General features: G+C 69.1%; 15 protein-coding genes. 8 read left to right on the top strand and 7 right to left on the bottom strand.

Annotated elements, in window-relative coordinates; translation table 11 throughout:
• The 6 genes from V6D00_03255 to V6D00_03230 all read left to right on the top strand — a co-directional run.
• Positions 1–190: hypothetical protein (locus tag V6D00_03255; protein HEY9898180.1), on the top strand; the 190-nt coding region annotated here is incomplete at its 5' end.
• Between the two features lie 81 nt (positions 191–271).
• Positions 272–1573 (top strand): hydroxymethylglutaryl-CoA reductase, degradative, encoded by a 1302-nt coding sequence (locus V6D00_03250; protein HEY9898179.1) that lies wholly within the window; start codon positions 272–274, stop codon positions 1571–1573.
• Positions 1573–2565, top strand: coding sequence for a mevalonate kinase (gene mvk / locus V6D00_03245; protein ID HEY9898178.1), 993 nt, complete (start codon positions 1573–1575; stop codon positions 2563–2565). The genes V6D00_03250 and mvk overlap by 1 nt, the downstream gene beginning before the upstream one ends.
• Positions 2562–3590 (top strand): type 2 isopentenyl-diphosphate Delta-isomerase, encoded by a 1029-nt coding sequence (fni, locus tag V6D00_03240; GenBank protein HEY9898177.1) that lies wholly within the window; start codon positions 2562–2564, stop codon positions 3588–3590. The genes mvk and fni overlap by 4 nt, the downstream gene beginning before the upstream one ends.
• 3 nt (positions 3591–3593) lie before the next feature.
• Positions 3594–4574: a diphosphomevalonate decarboxylase gene (gene mvaD, locus V6D00_03235; protein HEY9898176.1), complete on the top strand. Its 981-nt coding sequence runs from the start codon at positions 3594–3596 to the stop codon at positions 4572–4574.
• Entirely contained in the window at positions 4571–5671 is a 1101-nt protein-coding gene (locus V6D00_03230; protein ID HEY9898175.1) for a phosphomevalonate kinase, read from the top strand. Before mvaD ends, V6D00_03230 begins: the two co-directional genes overlap by 4 nt.
• Here V6D00_03230 and V6D00_03225 read toward each other — a convergent pair.
• The 6 genes from V6D00_03225 to V6D00_03200 form a co-directional block, all read right to left on the bottom strand.
• Positions 5668–6426: a YiiX/YebB-like N1pC/P60 family cysteine hydrolase gene (locus V6D00_03225; protein ID HEY9898174.1), complete on the bottom strand. Its 759-nt coding sequence runs from the start codon at positions 6424–6426 to the stop codon at positions 5668–5670. The genes V6D00_03230 and V6D00_03225 overlap by 4 nt on opposite strands.
• Positions 6427–6566: 140 nt before the next feature.
• Positions 6567–7847, bottom strand: coding sequence for a phosphatidylserine/phosphatidylglycerophosphate/cardiolipin synthase family protein (locus tag V6D00_03220; protein ID HEY9898173.1), 1281 nt, complete (start codon positions 7845–7847; stop codon positions 6567–6569).
• Between the two features lie 262 nt (positions 7848–8109).
• Positions 8110–10581, bottom strand: a complete 2472-nt coding sequence (locus V6D00_03215) for a hypothetical protein (protein HEY9898172.1) — start codon at positions 10579–10581, stop codon at positions 8110–8112.
• A 131-nt stretch (positions 10582–10712) separates the two neighbouring features.
• Complete coding sequence (locus V6D00_03210) at positions 10713–12044, bottom strand: hypothetical protein (GenBank protein HEY9898171.1); 1332 nt, start codon at positions 12042–12044, stop codon at positions 10713–10715.
• Between the two features lie 13 nt (positions 12045–12057).
• On the bottom strand, positions 12058–13104 hold the full coding sequence (locus V6D00_03205) for a hypothetical protein (GenBank protein HEY9898170.1): 1047 nt from the start codon (positions 13102–13104) through the stop codon (positions 12058–12060).
• Positions 13105–13116: 12 nt separating this feature from the next.
• Entirely contained in the window at positions 13117–13986 is an 870-nt protein-coding gene (locus tag V6D00_03200; GenBank protein ID HEY9898169.1) for a hypothetical protein, read from the bottom strand.
• Between the two features lie 398 nt (positions 13987–14384).
• Between V6D00_03200 and V6D00_03195 the strand changes: the two genes are divergently transcribed.
• Positions 14385–14528 carry a hypothetical protein gene (locus V6D00_03195; protein ID HEY9898168.1) on the top strand — a complete coding sequence of 48 codons (144 nt, stop codon included), beginning with the start codon at positions 14385–14387 and terminating at the stop codon, positions 14526–14528.
• Here V6D00_03195 and V6D00_03190 read toward each other — a convergent pair.
• Positions 14512–14676, bottom strand: coding sequence for a hypothetical protein (locus tag V6D00_03190; GenBank protein HEY9898167.1), 165 nt, complete (start codon positions 14674–14676; stop codon positions 14512–14514). The two genes, V6D00_03195 and V6D00_03190, sit on opposite strands and share 17 nt — an antisense overlap.
• Before the next feature lie 211 nt (positions 14677–14887).
• Between V6D00_03190 and V6D00_03185 the strand changes: the two genes are divergently transcribed.
• The gene (locus V6D00_03185) at positions 14888–18577 is read left to right on the top strand and encodes a hypothetical protein (GenBank protein HEY9898166.1); all 3690 of its coding nucleotides are present in this window, start codon (positions 14888–14890) and stop codon (positions 18575–18577) included.
• The last annotated feature ends 27 nt before the right edge of the window (positions 18578–18604 follow it).

Below are 18604 nucleotides of genomic sequence, written 5' to 3'. Positions count from 1 at the left end.
CGTGGGCCTGTGGATGACCCCCTGGGAGCTGGGCAAGGACAGCCTGTTCAGCGCGGCGATCGCCGTCGTCGCGGCCGCCGTCCTGTACTGGGAGGTCACCCGCAAGAAGGGCCTCACGGCCTTCTCCCTGATGCTCGGGGGGATCTTCTACGCGGTCTTCCTGATCGGGATCTTCGTCTTCAAGATCTAGTAGATGATAGAATAAGCCTGGGTTGTAGGTTGGGTGTCCCGCCCGAACGCCATTCCCTCGAGAAAGCTAGCGACTTCCGCCATGAAAAGCTCCCGCATCGCCGGTTTCTACCGCCTCTCGGTCGATGAGCGCATCGACAAGCTCGCCGAGACCTACGAGCTGACGCGCGACGAGATCGACGCGCTGCGCTCCCACGGCGCCCTCGAGATGGCCGAGGCCGACAAGATGGTCGAGAACGCGGTCGGCATCTACTCGCTGCCCATCGGGGTCGCCCTCAACTTCCTGATCAACGAGAAGGAGTACATCGTCCCGATGGCCATCGAGGAGCCCTCGGTGGTCGCCTCCTGCTCGTACATGGCCAAGCTGGTCCGCGAGGGCGGCGGCTTTCGGGCCGGCAGCACCCGCCGGGTGATGATCGGCCAGATCCAGGTGGTGGGCTGCAAGGACTTCCGGGCGGCCAGGAACGCGGTGCTTTCGGCCAAGGAAGACCTCGTCTCGGCGGCGAACGCCTTCTCCCCCAACATGGTCAAGCGCGGCGGCGGCGCCATCGACCTCGAGGCCCGTATCCTCAACGACAACCCCCTCTCGGCCTACAGCACCATGCTGGTGCTGCACCTGATGATCGACACCCAGGACGCCATGGGCGCCAACACCATCAACACGATGGTCGAGGGCATCGCGCCCCTGGTCGAGCAGCTCACGGGTGGCAAGGTCCACCTGCGCATCCTCTCCAACTACACCGACACCTGCATGGCCTGGGCCACCTGCAAGATCCCCGCCGAGGTCCTCGAGACCCCCGAGTTCTCGGGCCCGGAGGTCGTGGACGGTATCGTGAAGGCCTACGAGTTCGCGGCCTCCGACGTCTACCGCGCGGTGACCAACAACAAGGGCGTCATGAACGGAGTCGACGCGGTGGTGATCGCGACGGGCAACGACTGGCGCGCCATCGAGGCGGGGGCTCACGCCTACGCCGCCAAGGACGGGATCTACGGCCCCATGGCTCACTGGTCCAAGGACGAGGCAGGCAACCTGATCGGCAAGATCGAGCTGCCGATGCCCGTGGGCATCGTGGGGGGCTCGATCCAGATGCACCCCATGGCCCAGGTCGCCCTCAAGTTCCTTCGGGTCCGCACCGCCCGCGAGCTGGCCGAGGTGACCGTGGCGGTCGGTCTCGCCCAGAACATGGCGGCACTGAGGGCCCTTGCGACCGTCGGCATCCAGAAGGGTCACATGGCCCTTCACGCGCGCTCGGTGGCGGTCACCGCCGGGGCGCGCGGCGACCTGGTCGAGGTGATCGCCCAGGCCCTGGTCGAGGCCAAGGACATCAAGGTGGCCAAGGCGGCCGAGCTGCTTGCGCGGTACGAGGCCCAGGGCGCGCTCTGATGAACGCCCCTGCCGCCACGGCCAAGGCGCTCGCGCCGGCCAAGGTCATCCTGGTCGGTGAGCATGCGGTGGTTTACGGCCACCCCGCCGTCGCCCTGCCCTTCCCCGCCATCCAGGCGGTTGCCGAGGCGCGCGCCGCGACGGCGGGCGTGACGATCCGCTCGGATCGCTACGCGGACCTCGCGGCCCGGCTCAACCTGGACGGGACCGCGTACACGAACGTGGTGCGCCCCCTGCAGCCGGCGGCCGAGGCGGTGCGCGGCGCGATCGAGGCGATCGCGCGGCTGGGCGCCGAGGTGCGCCCCTTCGAGCTCCTGCTGACCAGCGGCATCCCGGCGGGCGCCGGTCTCGGCAGCAGCGCCGCGATCGCCGTCGCCGCCATCCGAGCCACCTTCGCCTTCCACGGGCGCACCGTCCCGCCCTCGCTCCTGCGCGCGCTCGCGACCCGGGCCGAGGCGATCGCCCACGGCACCTCGTCGGGCCTCGATCCGACGGCGGTGGCGGCCGAGGGGCCCGTGCGCTTCGTGCGCGACCACGCCCCGGTGGAGCTTGCGATCACCGAGCCGTTCGGCCTGGTCGTGGCCGATTCGGGCGAGGCGAGCGGCACGGGCCGCATGGTGGCCCTGGTCAAGGAGGGGATCGAGGCGGATCCCGCCGCGCGCTCGGCGATGGACGCGCTCGGCGAGGTGGCCGACATGGTCGCCGAGCTGCTCGAGCGCGCCGACTTCCAGGCGCTCGGCCTTCAAATGAGCCGCGCGCACCAGCTGCTCGGCCAGCTCGGCGTCAGCACCCCGCGCCTCGACGCGATCTGCCGCTCGGCCCTTTTTGCCGGCGCCTTCGGCGCGAAGCTCTCCGGGGCGGGCGGAGGAGGCTGCGCGATCGCCCTTGCGCCCCTCTCGCGCCTGGGCGAGGTGGCCTCGGCCATGGTCGAGGCCGGGGCCGTGAGCGCCTGGCCGACCCAGTACCTGATCGAAAGGGAGACCCCCCGATGACCCCCATCGAAGCGCGCAAGGAAGACCACATCCGCGTCAGCCTGGAAGAGGACGTCCAGGCCCGCTCGGTGCGCACCGGCTTCGATCGCTACGCCTTCGTCCACCAGGCGCTGCCCGAGATCGACTTCGCCGAGATCAGCACCGAGACCACCTTCCTCGGCCGCCGATTCGCGGCCCCCTTGCTCATCTCCTCGATGACGGGCGGCCTGCAGCTCGGCAAGGCCATCAACCGCAACCTCGCGATCGCCGCCCAGCGCATGAACGTCCCCATGGGCCTCGGCTCCCAGCGCATCACCCGCGAGCGCCCGGAGACCCTCGAGAGCTTCCTGGTCCGCGACGTGGCACCGGACGTCTTCCTCATCGGCAACGTGGGGGCCGTGCAGCTCAATTACGGCTTCGACGTCGCGGCCCTGCGCGAGCTGGTGAGTTCGGTGGGGGCCGACGCGCTCTACCTTCACCTCAATCCCCTGCAGGAGGTGGTGCAGCCCGAGGGGGACACCAACTTCAAGGGCCTCCTGCCCAAGATCGAGATGGTGTGCCGCGAGCTGGGCGTGCCAGTGCTCGCCAAGGAGGTCGGCAGCGGCATCGCCCCCGACACGGCCCGGCGCCTCGTCGAGGCCGGAGTCAGCGCCATCGACGTGGCCGGTTCCGGCGGCACCTCGTGGGCGGCCATCGAGGGCCTGCGCGTCCCGGCCGGCGTGGCGCGCACCCTCGGCGAGGTTTTCCGCGACTGGGGCCTGCCCACCAGCGAGGCGCTCAGGCTCTGCCGCCGCGAGCTGCCGCGCACGCCCCTGGTGGCGTCGGGGGGGATCCGCTCGGGCCTCGACGTGGCCAAGGCCATCGCCCTGGGCGCCGATCTCGCGGCCTCGGCCCACCCCTTCCTCGAGGCGGCCACCACCTCGAGCGCGGCGGTCGAGGCGGTCCTTTCCCGCTTCGTCACCGAGCTCAAGGTGGTCATGTTCTGCCTCGGCTGCCGTACCATCGACGAGCTCAGGCACACCGACCGCCTGAGAGAGGTTTCCTGAGCCATGTCCTCTTCCGCCACCGCCCGGGCCTGCTCCAACATCGCGCTGGTCAAGTACTGGGGCAAGCGCCAGGCCGCATTGAACCTGCCCGTCAACGGCTCCATCTCCATGACCCTCGACGGGATGCATACCACCACGACCGTCACCTGGGACGACGCCCTCTCCCATGACGCGGCCGAAATGAACGGCGCGCCCGTCACGGGCGAGGCCCTCGACAAGCTCTCGGCTTTCATGGATCGGGTGCGCGCCGTCTGGGGCGAGAGCCCCCGCGCCAGGATCGTCACCGCGAACAACTTCCCCACCGCGGCGGGGCTCGCCTCGTCGGCCTCGGGCTTCGCGGCCCTCGCCCTCGCCTCGACCGCCGCCGCCGGCCTCGAGCTCGGCCCGCGCGACCTCTCGATCCTGGCGCGCCAGGGCTCGGGATCCGCGAGCCGCTCGATCTTCGGCGGCTTCGCCGAGTGGAAGCGCGGCGAGCGCGAGGACGGCACCGACTCGTACGCCGAGCCGATCCTGGAACAGGACGCCTGGGACGTTCGGATGCTGGTGGCGGTGCTGGCCCCCGGTCCCAAGTCGGTGTCGAGCCGCTCGGGAATGACGCGCACCGTCGAGACCTCGCCCATGTACCCGGCCTGGGTCGAGACGGTGGGGGCGGACCTTGCCGCCATGCGCGAGGCGATCGCCGCGCGCGACCTCTCGCGGGTCGGCGCCATCGCCGAGGCCAGCTGCCTCAAGATGCACGCCACCATGCACACGACCCTGCCGGCCATCCTCTACTGGCAGAGCGCCACCGTCGCCCTCATGCACCGGGTGATGGCCCTGCGCGCCGAGGGTCTGCCCTGCTACTTCACCATCGACGCGGGCCCCAACGTGAAGGTCCTCTGCGCTCCTGCCGACGCCGAACGCCTCGCCTTAGAGCTCGGCGCGGTGAGCGGCGTGCAGGAGGTCCTCACCTGCCGGCCCGGACCTGGAGCCTGCCTGCTTTGACCATCCGAACCATCGTCGCCTCCGCCCCCGGCAAGCTGGTGCTCGCCGGGGAGTACGCCGTCCTCTCCCCCGGCGAGCCCGCCGTGGTCGTCGCCGTGGACGCCCGCATCACCGTGCGCGTGCGCCCGGCTGGTGCCTATTCCTTCAGCTCCGAGTCGCTCGGCCTGACGGATCTTCCGGTCCGCTACGAGGACGAGCGCTGGGTGCCGGAGACCGGGCCCGCGCCCAGGGTGGCGTTCGCGGCCACCGCCGTCAACGTGGTGCTCGGTTACCTGCGGGACAGGGGCCTGGACGTCTCGCCCTTCTCGCTTGAAATCGAGGGCGCTCTCGAGAGCACGGGCGGCGCCAAGTACGGCTTCGGCAGCAGCGCGGCGGTATCGGTCGCGCTGGTGGGCGGCTTGCTCGCGGCCTTCGGCCTTGAGCCGGATGCGGCCCAGGTCTTCAAGCTCGCAGCGCTCGCTCACCACGAGGCCCAGGGATCCGGGAGCGGCCTGGACGTCGCGGCAGCTAGCTACGGCGGGGCCATCCGCTACGTGGCCTTCGATCCGGACTGGCTCAATGAGCGCCGCGCGGCGGGCGACACGGTCGCCCAGCTGGTGGACGGCGCGTGGCCCCTGCTCGGGATCGAGCCCCTGGGCTGGCCCGACGATCTCGCGCTCGGCATCGGCTGGACGGGGGTGCCCGCCTCGACCTCGGCACTCATCAAGGAGGTCGCCGGGGCCCGCTCGGGTCGATCACCGGGTTACGCGCGCTTCTTGATCCAGAGCAGGCAGGCGACCAACGCCCTGGCGGCGGCCCTGCGCGATCGCGACGCCCAGGGCGCCGTCCGGGCGCTCTTCGCGGCGCGCGAGGCGATCCGGGTCCTGCAGGAGGCCTCGGGGGTTTCGATCGAGACGCCTGCCCTCTCTGCCTTCGCCGAGGCCAGCGAGGCCGCGGGGGGCGCAGGGAAGTCCTCGGGCGCCGGCGGCGGCGACTGCGGGGTGGCGCTCTTCGCAGGCAGCCAGGGACTCGTTCGCGCGCGGGCGGCTTGGGAGCGCTCGGGCCTCGAGGCCCTCGACGTCTCGCTTTCCAGGACGGGCCTTTCCCTCTCGCGCTAGTCCAGCAGGGAGGCCATGTCGGGGCGGTTGGTCCAGACCAGCTCGAAGTTGCGGTTCTTGAACGCGTCCCCGACCACGGCGCCCAGCATGTTCTTCTCGACGACCTCCCGGCCCGTCCCCGCCTCGACGGCGTGGTTGGCGAGCTCGGTGCAGGTCATGCGGGCCTGGTCGACGAAGTCGAGGTCGAAGTCGTAGGGCTTTCCGACCTGGAGGTTGGCGAAGCGGGCGATCGCCTCGCGCTGCTTGCTCGAGAGGTCCTTGGCGCGCAGGACCATCACCGCGTCGCCGTCGGTCATGAACTTCTCGAACGATCCCTTGTGAACGCCCTTGAAGGCGGCGTCCACCACCTTGCCGTCGCCGACGTAGACGCCCGCGTGCTTCCACCAGCTGGGGATCAGGAAGTTCCCGGAGGTGCCCTCGGTGCGCCGCAGAAGGATGTCGCCCGCCTTGAGCTTGGGCCTGACCTGCGCGGCCATCTCCTGGGTGACGCCTCGGGCGTCAGGGGTGTAGTAGGTGACGTTGGAGAAGAGATCGGCGAACGTTTTCTTGATGCGGTACCAGAGGCCCTCTGCCGGCGCGTGCTTGACGTTGTAGGCGGTGATGAGCCGGGTCATGACCGCATCGTCCGCCATTCCCGCCACCTTGGGCATGCGCTTGGCGAGGACGGCTTCCACCCTGGCCGCGACCGTCTTGGTCAGGCGGTTGGAGGCGGTGGGACCGGCGAGCTGCTTGCGGATCAGGTTCGACATGTTCATGCGGGGACTCCCGGGGCTCATAGAGACGTTCTTTCTCTAATATCCCCGCACCGGCGGCGAGTTTGCGCCGTTCAATCAAGATTTCACGAAGAATTAAAAGAGCCCCCGCTCCTGAGAGGAGCGGGGGCCGGGAGGGGGCGTCAGACGTAATAGTTGACGATCTGCCAGAGCTTCACGAAGGGCGCCTTGTACCAGTCCGAGTCGGTGAACTCGTAGGTCACCGAGGAGTTTTGCCAGTCCGGCTCGAACAGGCGGGTCTTGAGGGCCCGGATGAGCGCCGGATCGGTGGTCGCCACGTCCAGCTCCTGGTTGTCGATCAGCGCGCGGGTGTCGCCGTTGACCGAGCCGAAGATCGCCCACTTGTCGTCGACCCCGAAGTACTTGGTGTGGACGTGGGCGAACTCGGTCACCCCGTTGTAGAGGCGCGCCTGGCCGCCGGCCTTGATCAGGCCGTTCAGGGCGATGCAGTGGAGATTCTTGAAGAGACCGTGGCTCGACTTGCCCGGCACGATCACCCGGACCGAGACCCCGCGCCGCGCCGCGTCGTAGAGCCGATCCATCAGGCCCTGGTCGCACAGGTACTGCTGCTCGATCAGGATCTCGCGCTGGGCGGTCTCGATGGCCTGGTAGATGGCGGCCTTGGCCTCGAAGCGGCCCTCGGGGGGGCTGGTCACGAGGGTCTGCGTGCGGACCGAGCCGTACTGATGGTCGGTCTGGACAGGCTCGTACGAGAGGTTCTTGCCCTTGGCGAACTTCCAGTCGCGGACGAACTCCGCGTGGAGCTGGCCGGCCTGGTGACCGCGGAAGTCCACCAGGACGTCCTGGGTGGTGGTGTCGAAGGGGGCCATCAGGTTGACGCCGCCCGTCAGGCCGCGATCACCGTCGGCCAGGTACAGCTTGCGGTGGGTGATGTTGATCCCGCGGCGCTCGTCGTCCTGCCGGATGAAGCGCGGGGCCCACATGCGGAACTCGACGCCCGCCTTGGCCATCTGGGTGCCGAGCTTGCCGCCGCCGGCGAACTTGCTGCCCACGTAGTCGCAGAGGAAGTAGACCTTGACCCCGCGCTTGGCCGCGTCGATCACGTGGGGCACGATCTGCTGGCCCATGGAGTCGTTGCCGAAGTTGAAGACCTCGATGAAGAGGGTCTTCCTGGCGTTGTCGATGAGGTCCTTGATGGCCGCGACGTTCTCCTGCGGCCCCACCGTCAGGTCGGCCGAGCTGTTCTCCTGCCACGGGTTGGGCCCGATGAGGGCCCGGCGCGGCACGTGAATCTCCTCGGTCGGCTCGTCGTTGAGACCGAGCGTCAGGCCCTCGACGCCCTGGTCGATCGAGCCCTTCAGGGCCGAGGGGGCGGCCAGGCCGCAACCGGCGAGGAGCATGGAGGCGGCGAGGATGGTCGCGAGCTTCTTCTGTTTCAGCATGGATCCTCCATCGGGGAGACGCCAAAGGTTCTTGCTTTATATTAACCGAATCTTAAACAAATCTTTGCGCAAAGTCAACCCATTCGTTACGAAGGCGGTGCGAGGTGCCATCTGGATGACTCGTCTGCTTCACGGCGAACTGGAACGCTTGGGTGGCCGTCACGTGCGTCCCCCTGCTCACGCATCTCCGGCGCCACGACGACGTGGAGGGCGAGAAGTATCGCATCCTCCACGACGACGCTTGACGCTCCGAGCGACAGGGTTAGGGGATGATCTTGCGGATCCTCTGGTTGGTGGTATCCGCCACGTACACGTTGCCCGAGCCGTCCACCGCGATGCCCGTCGGGGCATTGAGCTTCGCGCTGGTGGCCGGACCCTCGTCGCCCGAGAAGCCGGCGGTCCCCGTGCCGGCGAGCAAGGTCAACGTCGTGCCGGCGAGCTTCTGGACCTTGTGGGCACCCGCATCCGCCAGATAGAGGTTGCCCGAGGCGTCCAGCGCGAGGCTTCCCAGACCACCGAAACCCGTGCGGACCGAGGACAAGGTCCCCGCGGTCCGAGACGCCCCGAACAGCGAGCCGCTGACGCGAGGCAGGACCCACACGCTGTCCCAGTTGGCCATGTACAGGTTCCCCGCGCTGTCGGTCACCAAGGCATCCGGCCACACCGTCGAGCCGTCGGCCAGGATATAAGCCTTGCCCGCTGTCAGGTTGCTCCTGCCGAAGTAGTTGCCGGTGGTCTTGGGCACCATCCAGACGTAACCGGTGTCGTACTCGGAGAAGAACACGTTGTCCGAACTGTCCACGGCCACCCCGGCGGGGCTGGAGAGCTTCATCGAGGTGGCGACGGTCCCGTCGGTCGCCGTGCCGGAGACCCCCGTGCCCGCGAAGGTCGCGATGGTCCCCCCCGGCGTGAACTTGCGAATCCGGTTGGCGCTCTGATCGACGACATAGACGGCCCCGGCGGAGTCGACCGCAACGGCCGTCGGCGTCTTGAGACGCGCCGCGGTCGCGGCCCCGCCATCGCCCGAGTCCCCGTAGGTGCCGCTTCCCGCTATGGTGGTGACGGTGCCGTCGGTGTCGATGCAACGCACCACGCTGTTGGCCGAGTCGGCGAAGATCAAGCGCCCCTGGGCATCGAGCACCATCCCCCTGGGATCGCCCAGCTGGGCCGTGGTCGCGGCCACGCCGTCGCCGGAGTAGCGCGTGCCGCCAGTGCCGGCAATGGTCGTGATGACACCGCCGTCAATCAGTCGCACGCGGTTGTTGCCGGTGTCCGCGATGTAAAGCTTACCGCTGGGATCGACGGCGACGGCCAGGGGGGTTCTGAGCTGAGCCGAGAGCGGCGCGCCACCCTCCCCCGAGTACCCCTCGTTGCCGCCGCCGTTCATGGTGCCCGGAGCCGTGCCGGCGACACGGGTGATGGTACCGCCACTGACCTTGCGGATGCAGTTGTTGCTGCTGTCCGCGATGTAGATGTCGCTCCCCGAGACGCAGAAGCCGTAGGGTGAGCGCATGCGCGCGTTGGTCGCGACGCCGCCGTCACCCGTGTAGCCGTAGGGATAGGCGCCCGCCACCTTCGAGATGACGCCCGTGGAGCTGACCTGGTACAGCATGCTGTTGAAATTGCTCAGGACGTAGAAGTTGCTCGACGCCCCGAAGGCGACCGCCGCGGGCGAACCGAGCATGAAGCTGGTTGCCTGGCCGTTCAGGCCCGTGTCGAGCCCGCCCATCTGCGAGTCGGAGGTGCCGTCCCCGGCCACCAAGTAGATGTTGCCCACCACCAGGCTGGTCTTTCCGAAGTAGCTGCCGGCGACTTTCGGGACGAAGCGAACCCGGCAGTTGCCCATATCCGCGATGAGCAGGTTGCCCGACGCATCGACGGCGATGCCACTCGGGCCTTTGAGGGTGGCGCTGGTGGCGGCCCCGCCGTCCCCCGAATAGCTGCCGGTCCCGGTGCCTGCGACCGTGCTGATGGTGCCGCTGGTGTTCACCCTGCGGATGCGGTTGTTGCCGGTGTCGCTGATGTAGACGTTGCCCGCGCCGTCCACCGCGACCCCTGATGGCTGGTTGAGCATGGCCGAGGTCGCAGCCGCGCCGTCGCCCGAAAATCCCGACATTCCCGTCCCGGCGATCAGGGTGAGGGTCCCCGAGGCATCGCGCTTGAGCACCACGTGGCTCGTGGCATCGGCGATGTAGAGGTTGCCCGAGGCATCGAAGACCATCGAACGCGGGCTTATGCCCCAGTTGGTGGCACTGCGGCCGCTCGGGGGGGTGAGAAGGCCCGCGATCGTCACGATGGTGCCGGGCGTCCCGCCGCCGCCCGAAAGCGAGAGCGTGACGGAAACGGAGTTGGCTCCGCCGCTCAGGGAAAAGGAGGCATTGGTGCCCTGCGCCGCGAGGGTCGCACCGTTGTAGAGCTTGACCGTGAGGCTGTAGCCGGCGGCCGGGCGCAAGCCCGTGAAGACCGCCGAGAGCGTGCTGCCCCCAGCCTGGTTGACGCTCTTGGTCAACGCGCTCGGCAAGATGGACGAGCTGGTGTTTGCGAGCGTGAGGTCCGCCTTGGTCCAGGTCGCGGGGACCGCCTGGGGGCCGCGGCCCCCGTCGATGACGACGCGCAGGCTCGTCTCGGCGCCCGGCTGGTCCAGCCGGGCCTGGCTGACCGTCACTGCACTCGTGCCGACGAAGGGAGTGGCGGGCGGATGGACGGCACAGCCGATGGCAAGCAAGGCGGCCATCAGCGCCACCAACACGAACCGGACCCACCGAGTGAAACCTGCCAGCATCAATCTCGCCTCATCATGAAAACCCAACCTACCAACGACGTCCGGACCATGCTTCGCGTCGACGCTCAGCCCCCTTGCCGGCACTAGTAGCGCCAGCCGAGGGCAACCAGGGGACCGCTCACATCCTGCCCGAACGAGGACATATCCGGCGAGCGCAACGTCTCGGCCCGGTAACCGACGCGCAGGGCGGCCATCCCCCAGGCGAGGTCGACTCCCGCCTCGCCCCGGGCCCCCAAGAGCGGGCCGATGGGATCCACGTCCGCGTCGAGCGCCGAAAAGACGATCGGACGCGCCTGGGCGGCCACATATACGCGCAAGGGCCCGAAGACCTTGAGCGCCGTGGTTGCTGAAAGCGACGGACCGGTATAGAGCTGTCGGCTCGAGAAGAGGAACAAGGGAGCCAGGGGCTGCACGGTGTGCGTCACGCTCTCGTGGCTCAGCCACCATCCGGCTCCCAGCGCGACGGGGGCCCCCAGGACGTCGGTGTGCCACGCGGCCTCGAGGTCGAGGCCCACGGTGCTGCGCGTATGCGTCGAGCCCTTGAGGTCCAGATCCACGATGGTGTAAGGCTCCCACGCCGAAAGGGCCGCACGGGTGCTCCAAGCGTCGGTCCAGCGATGGGTCCAGCCGGCTTCCCAGGCCGATGCCCCCTCGACCCGGACGTTGTTGGAGCTGCCTGCCGCGTAGTCTTCGGACAGGGTGCTCCAGCGTCGCGCGACTTCCAGGCGCGACTGCGGCTCGGGGCCTTCGGGCACCCGAGGCGCCGGGGTGGGCGTCGCGAGCGGTACGGGAGCCATGGCGGCGGGCGGGGGAGAGGCTTCGGGCGACGAAGGGGGGCCGGGAGCAAGCGGGGGTTCCGGCTCCGGCGGAGGACTGGCGGGCGCGGCACTCGGCGCGGGTGAGGGCAAGGGACGGGGCGTACTGACAGGCGGCGCCGCCGGAGCGGGCGCGACCGGTACCTTGCGCGCAGGCGCCTTCTCCTCGAACGGCAGGAGATGCAGCCTCAAGAGCCAGTGGTGATCGTCCTGACGGACCAGTTCGGGATAAAAGCGAATCGGAACGCGTCCACGAACGGCGATGCGCACGACCCCCGGCCGATTGTTGGCGACGAGGATGCGTTCGGCGATGCCCTTCGAGGGGTTCAGCGACTGGGTGCGGCGGAGGAATTCGGCGACGCCCCGGCCAGCGGGAAGCTCCATGAAGGCGACCCGGCTGCGGGGCTCCAGGTACATGGGGCCTCGTGCGATCGCTCCCTCGACGGGCAGGGTGATCACCGCTGTCGCTTCGTCGTAGCCGAAGGCGCCGACCTTCAGTTTCGCAGAGGCCGGGTGCTCGGCGCGAGGGGCGGCCGGCGAAGCAACGGGAAGCAGCAGCGGCCCGAGAAAGGTTATCAGCGCGAGGTTGGCTCGAAACAAGACATGCCGCCTTTTAGGGTAGTGGACAGAAGTTCTCGAGGGTGTTCTGGATGGTGACGAAGGTCTGGCCGAGCAGCTTTCGGCGGTTCGAGGTCGTCACGACGATGGTGTCGAACGTGTAGTCCCCGTCCGGCACGCTCCAGGTGTCGAACGTGCTCTCGAACTCGGGGCCGATGGCGCTCTCGCCAATCTTGATCTGGCGATCGGACTTCGCCCAGAACTCGACGCGAGTCGTGCCCTCCGGGGCGTTGAACACCTTCAGGCGCAGCACCCCGAAGGCGACGGGGCGTTCCTTGATGCCCACCGAGTTGGTCCCGACCGCCGAAATGCGAAGGACCAGGGAGCTGTCGGGACGCTCGAAAACGTCTTGATAACCATTGGTGATGTCAAGCGATCCGGCCGCGAACAGGTCGAAGACCTGGGAGGTATCCCCCGCGGCCAGCGCGTCCCCCACCTCGGCGACCCCCGGCGGGGGGGACTGGTCGATGCGCCTGCGCAGGAGCTTCTCAACCTCCTGGAGGCGCACCGGGTTGAAGAGCTCGAACAAATCCGCCCCCACGAGGCCGGGGTCGAGCACGAGCAACGGCTGGGCGCTCAGCAGCTTGTCCGCGATCACGGTCGAGGCTAGATCGAGGTGCGCGCAAGTCAAGGCCTGGCTTGGGCGCAGCAGCTTCTTGAGCGTCAAGGTCCGGGATCCCACCACCGCCTGGGCACGCAGCACCATGGACACGCCCAGCGGAGCGCTCGGAATGCTGAAGAGTCCTTCGGCATCCGAGCGCACGGTGGCCGTGTTGGGGATGGGCTGACCCGAGGCATCCAGCAGGGTCAGCTCCGCTCCTGCGATCCCCCGTGGGGAATCCAGCCGATCGCCTCCCTGGCCGAGCAGGCTCTCAGGCAAGCGGACCGTCCCCATGACCCGAGAGGTGCCGTCCGAGACCACCACCTGAGCGATACGCTCGATCGCAAGGCCCGGCTGGGAGGCCTTGTTCGTGGCGGTCATGTTGGCCGGCTGGCAGCCGCAGAGGAGGGCGAGCAGCGTAACGACGAGCGAGCGGCGCACAGGAGCCCTTCTTTACTGGAGCGTGATCGACATGGCGGCGCCGTTCACCACCGAGACGTGGCTGAGGACGCTACGCCCGATGACCTTGTTCGCGCTGTCGTAAAGCTCGAAGGTGATGTCCCCGTCCTGCGTCCCCATCGTCGTGAGGTTGGCGGGAGCGTAGGAGAAGCCTCCGTTGCTGGCCGCCGCCGCGGTGCTCCATGTGAAGGTGCTGAAGTTGGTGCTGGCGGGGTAGGCTGCGATCTTGGCGTTCGTCCCGTAGAGCGAGGAGCTGAGCGAGACGGACCAGCTCGCCACGGCGGTCTCGGTGCCCGAGAAGCCCGTGTTGAGCACGACCGAATCCCCCTTGGCGACGACGTAGGCGCTCGAGGTACCGAAGCCGTTCCCCGTCGTGGAACTGGCGACCTTCACGTTGCCGTCGCGGCCGATGACGATCGTGACAGGGGTGGTCATGCCGGCGGGCAGGCTGACGTTCTCGGCGACGCCCGAGCCGACCTGGGTGCTTCCTGCGTCCTTCAAGGAAACCGAGACCGAGTAGCCGCCGCCCGGACGCAGCGCCGAGAAGACCGAGGCGGCCTGGTTGCCGCCGTCGAGGGTCACGTTCTTGGTCAGCGCGCTCGGAAGCAGCGACGTGTCGGTGTTCGTGAGCGTCACGCCGACCGTACTGTAGGTGAGCCCCGTGATCGCCTGGGCAGAGCGCTCCGGCTCGCCCTCGCGGATCACCGAGAACATGAGGCGCGACTGGTAGGGAGCGACGCCTGCGATCGAAGGCTGGCCGCTCGTGTAAAACTGCGCGAAAGGCCGCGTCTCGAGCGTGGCGCAACCGGCGAGGCCGAGGACCACGAGGGGGACTGTCCAAAAAGCGTGATGACCGTGCTGCACGTTATTCTCCCGAATGCGAAAGATGAAGATGTTGGGGACTGCGATGAAACACGAGGAAAAAAACGCGCCCGAAGGTCGGTTTTCATCCCGCCGTGCGAAGGGCGCGGTGCGTCTATTGACGCGGATGGCGCCAAGACATCAACGAGCGGCCTAATCTTATTAGATACCCGGGATGGATATTAAACGATTGGTTTCTTGCTTACAATGGCTGTGGAGCCTTGATTCTGATCCGGGGGCAGCCCCTGCCCCCCTCATCGCCCGCAAGCAGACGGTTTGCGGGATACATGACTGGCATGTTAACGTTTGATACGATGCTGCGCTTATGGTCATCGCGAGTGGTACGGCAAGCACCTGGAACGTCACGCCTCGGACACGCTTGCCGAACGCTCGCCAACCTCATGAAACGGATGCAACTGGTGGCTCAGGAGGCACGCCTCCTGAGCCACCAGTTGCATCCGTTCGTCATCGCGGTCGGCATCGCGGTCGGCATGGTCCAGGCGTTCCACTTCCTGGCGGATCGCCTCCTTAGAGGCGGCCCTTGATCTCGCGCAGGGAGTCGGCGAGGACCTCGAAGCCCTCGGCGATGCGGTCGTTGACCGAGAGGAGGCCGCACTGGCCGCTCTTGCCGTCGAGCGCTCGCCACAGGGCACAGTTGGGGTCGCATTCGGCCTTCTGGGTCGCGTAGCTCATCAACGGGCATACAGCCATTTCCAGTCGCCCCTTCCTTTTGTTATGATGCGATTAGCTCGCCTGACACGTGAGAATCAGCGCCTCATCAGTCTCCAGGGGGCTCGCCCGCTGGAAATCTGCCCCAGGATAGACCAACGATCGCTCCGGGGTCAACCCGGGCCCCGTGGTCCGCCATCCCCTGGCTAGACCGGATTGGAACCCCCTCGCTTCGATGCCTGAGCCGACGCCGCACGCCCCAACCGATCCCTTCTCAGACGAGCTCTTAGCCGAGCTGGTGGTGGGCGCGCGCCTGATGAGCGAGCGCGAGCTGAACCAGGCGCGCGCGCGCCTGGCCTCGGGGGAAGCCGGGGAGGCCATCCCCTACGCTCACGCCTTCGTCGCCGATCCCACCGCCAACGGCCTGGTGGCCCTCGTGCCCTCGACCCAGGAGGTCGGCGCGCGCATCGCCCTGGGCGAGGATGCCCCCCCGCCGGATCTCGCCGACTGGCCCCCCTACTCGACTGGGGACGTCCTCGTGCTCTCCACGCGCGAGCCCGGCATCGCGGGGGCGATCCAGGTGGGCCACCGCGCGACCCTGGGCCTGATCCCGACCGCGCGCGGCGCCTTCCTGTACCCGGGGGCGCCGCCGACCCAGGCCCAGAGCCCGCGCATGGCCACCCTGCTCGCGCCGGTCGTCTCCCCCTCGGCGAGCAAGACCCATCCCATCGACTTCGCCGTCTCCACGGGGGGCGAGTTCGTGCTCGCGGCCAACCGCGGCGCGGGGACCGTCCACGTCGTGGTCGCCAACACCTGTCAGCAGGCGGGCGCCATCATGCTGCGCGCCGCGGGCTCGCGCCGGGCCATGGGGATGGCCCTCGATCGCAAGGTCGCCTACCTGACCGACGGGATGACCCCGCGCCTGACGGTGCTGGACCTCTTGACCCTCAAGGTCAGGCACCAGCCCTTCCCGACCGGCCCCCTGGGCCCGGTGGCCCTCACCCCGGACGGCAGCCACCTTCTGGTGGTCTTCTACAAGGCCGGCGACGAGCTGGGGCTCCTGATGGTCTCGACCGCGGACCTGCGGGTGCGCCACCTGATGAACCTGCCCGCCCACAAGCTCACCGAGGGGCCGGGCGAGGCCATCGTGGTCACGCCGGACGGCGCGCTCGCCTACATCCTCGCGGCCGGCGAGAGCGGGGCCCCCAAGATCCTGGCCTTCGACCCGCTCAAGCGCAAGCTCGTCGCCGAGATCCCCCTGATCAAGCCCCCGCTTGGCCTGGCCTTCGCGCCGCCTGCCGACTGGCTGCCGCCTCGCCCCACCCTCGAGGACGTGATCGTGCAGATGGGCTTCGCCTCGCGCGAGGAGCTGCGCGCTCTCCAGCTGCCCGAGGACGAGGTGAGCCCCCTGATGGACCCGGGGCTGGACCCCTTGATCCTCTCGCAGCTTCCCGAGCGCCTGATCAGGACCATGGGCATGGTCCCCCTGATGCGCGACGCGACCCACCTGTCGGTCGCCATGCTCAACCCGCGCGACGCGGCGTGCCAGCAGCTCGCCATCCAGCTCGCAGGCGGCCTGAATCTCAGGATCATCCCCATCGAGCAGGAGGAGCTCGACCGGTTCATGGCCGAGCGCTACCCCGCGCTCATGGAGAGCTTCCTGGCCATGAGGAACGCGGCACCCGTGGTCCGCCCGCCAGGCGGGACCGCTCCCGAACCCGGAGCGGCCCCCAGCGGGCCTCGCCCGGGCGGTCCGAGCCCGGCTGGGCCCTCCCCCGGCGGGCCCCGTCCTGGTGGCCCTTCCCCTGGCGGTCCTTCGCCCGGTGGCCCTCGCCCAGGCGCTTCGAGCTCGGTCGGGAGCACCCCCGGCGGCGCCGAGCCGGCAGGATCTCGTCCGGGCGGGCCCGTACCTGCTGGTCCGCTGCCCGGTGGCGCCGGCGCGGCCCGGGGGCCCGCGCCGGCACCGTCGCCCGCGCCGCCTCCGGTCGCCCCGCCTGGTCCGAGTCCGGCTGCGCGCGCGGCCGCTCCCGCTCAGGGCGAAGCTGCGCCCATGCCCTCGATGACCACGGCGATCGTCCCGCAACCGCCTGCCCTTGGCTCGATCGAGGCCCTGGTCGCGGGTAACGGCCGTCGTCTCCTGGTGATCGAGAACCTGAAACGCCAGGTCACCCAGATTGACCGCGATCGCCCCGAGACCTGGACCTTCAAGGACGTGGTCGCGGGCTCGGCCTGTTACCTGCCGAGCGGCCGCTTGCTTTTCGCCGACCTCGGCCAGCATCGTGTCATCGAGGTCGATCCGCTCAGCTCCAAGGTGGTCTGGGCCTTCGGCGAGTCGAGCGATCGCACCAGGACCCTGCGCGCTCCGCGCTGGGCGGGGCGCCTCGCCGGCGGCCACACCCTCGTCGCCGACACGGGCAACCACCGGGTCGTCGAGGTCTCGCCCGAGGGCGAGATCGCCTGGTCTCACGGCGAGACGGGGCGCGCGGGCTGCGCGGGTCAGGCCCTCTTCAAGCCCCACAGCGCCGTGAGAACCCCCGAGGGGGGGACCCTCATCGCCGACACGGGCAACCACCGGGTCATCGAGGTCGACGAGGCGGGGGCGGTCGTCTGGCAGTACGGCAACGGGGCCAACCGCCTGGGCGGCAACCAGGGATCGGGCCCCAACCAGCTCTCGGAGCCCGCATGGGCGGCGCGGCTTCCCAACGGCCACACCCTCATCGCCGACACGGGCAACGGCCGGGTGATCGAGCTCGACGCCGAGAAGGCTCTCGTCTGGCAGTACCGGGCGGGGGCCGCGCGCGGCGGCACGCCGGTCAAGGACCCGTGCGGCGCCGCGCGCCTCGCCAACGGCAACACCCTCGTGCTCGGTCGACAGGGGGCCGTCGAGGTGGACCCCGAGCTCACCATCGTCTGGGAGCACCACCCGGCCCCGCGCGAGGGGACGGCTCCCTTGAGCGCGCTGGTGCCGGCCGCCCACCCCGCGTACCAGCCGATCATAAGCCCCGAGGCCCTGGTGCCCCTCTCCGAGCCGGCCAGGATGCCCGAGCCGGCGCCCGTCGTTGCCGCGCACCGCGGCAGCGAGCTGCCCGCGAACCTGCCCGACTCGGTCCTGCTCGCGGATCGGACCGGGGGGCGGGTGCTCGAGATCGATCGCAAGATGCAGATCTTCTGGCAGTTCAGCGGCATCGTCGGCGGGGGCGGAAATCGCCTGCTCGCACCCAACTACGTGACGCGCCTGCCCAACGGCGGCACCCTCGTGGCCGACACCGGCAATCACCGGGTCGTGGAGGTGCGGGACCAGAGCATCGTCTGGCAGTTCGGCAAGCCGGGCGAGGCGGGCTCGGGCCCCAGGCACCTGTCGCAGCCGCGCAGCGTCGAGCGCACCCTCCAGGGCACCATGCTGATCGCCGACTTCGGCAACCGCCGGGTGGTCGAGGTGACGGTCGCCGGCGACGTCCGCTGGGGGCGCGAGGGCTTCAAGGGCCCCTCGTACGCGAGCCGGCTGCCGTCGGGCAACACCCTGGTATGCGACTGGGCCGATCACCAGGTGCTCGAGATCGACCCCAGGGGGACGGTCGTCTGGTCATTTGGCCAGAGCGGGTTCGGCGGCCCCGGCAGCAACCAGCTCTATCACCCGGAGCATGCGGTGCGGCTCGAGAACGGCAACACCTTGATCGCCGACACCCAGAACCACCGGGTGGTCGAGGTGAGCCCCGCGCACGAGATCGTCTGGCAATACGGGGGCGATGCCGCCTTCCTCGGTCGCAAGGGCCGCTTCGGCATCCAGCTGAACACCCCGATCATCGCCTGGCGCCTGAGCGAGGGCACCACCCTGGTGGTCCACGCGGGCAAGAACCACGTCGTCGAGCTCGATGCCGAGCTCAATATCTTGTGGCATTTCACGCTCGCCCAGGATCGCCGCTAGCGCGCCAGTACGGGCACTTCACCCTCG

The sequence above is a fragment of the Pantanalinema sp. genome, from assembly GCA_036704125.1.
In the GTDB taxonomy this organism is placed as follows: domain Bacteria; phylum Cyanobacteriota; class Sericytochromatia; order S15B-MN24; family UBA4093; genus JAGIBK01.
Note: the sequence above shows the minus strand (reverse complement) of the source record. Positions and strands in the feature narration are given on the sequence as shown.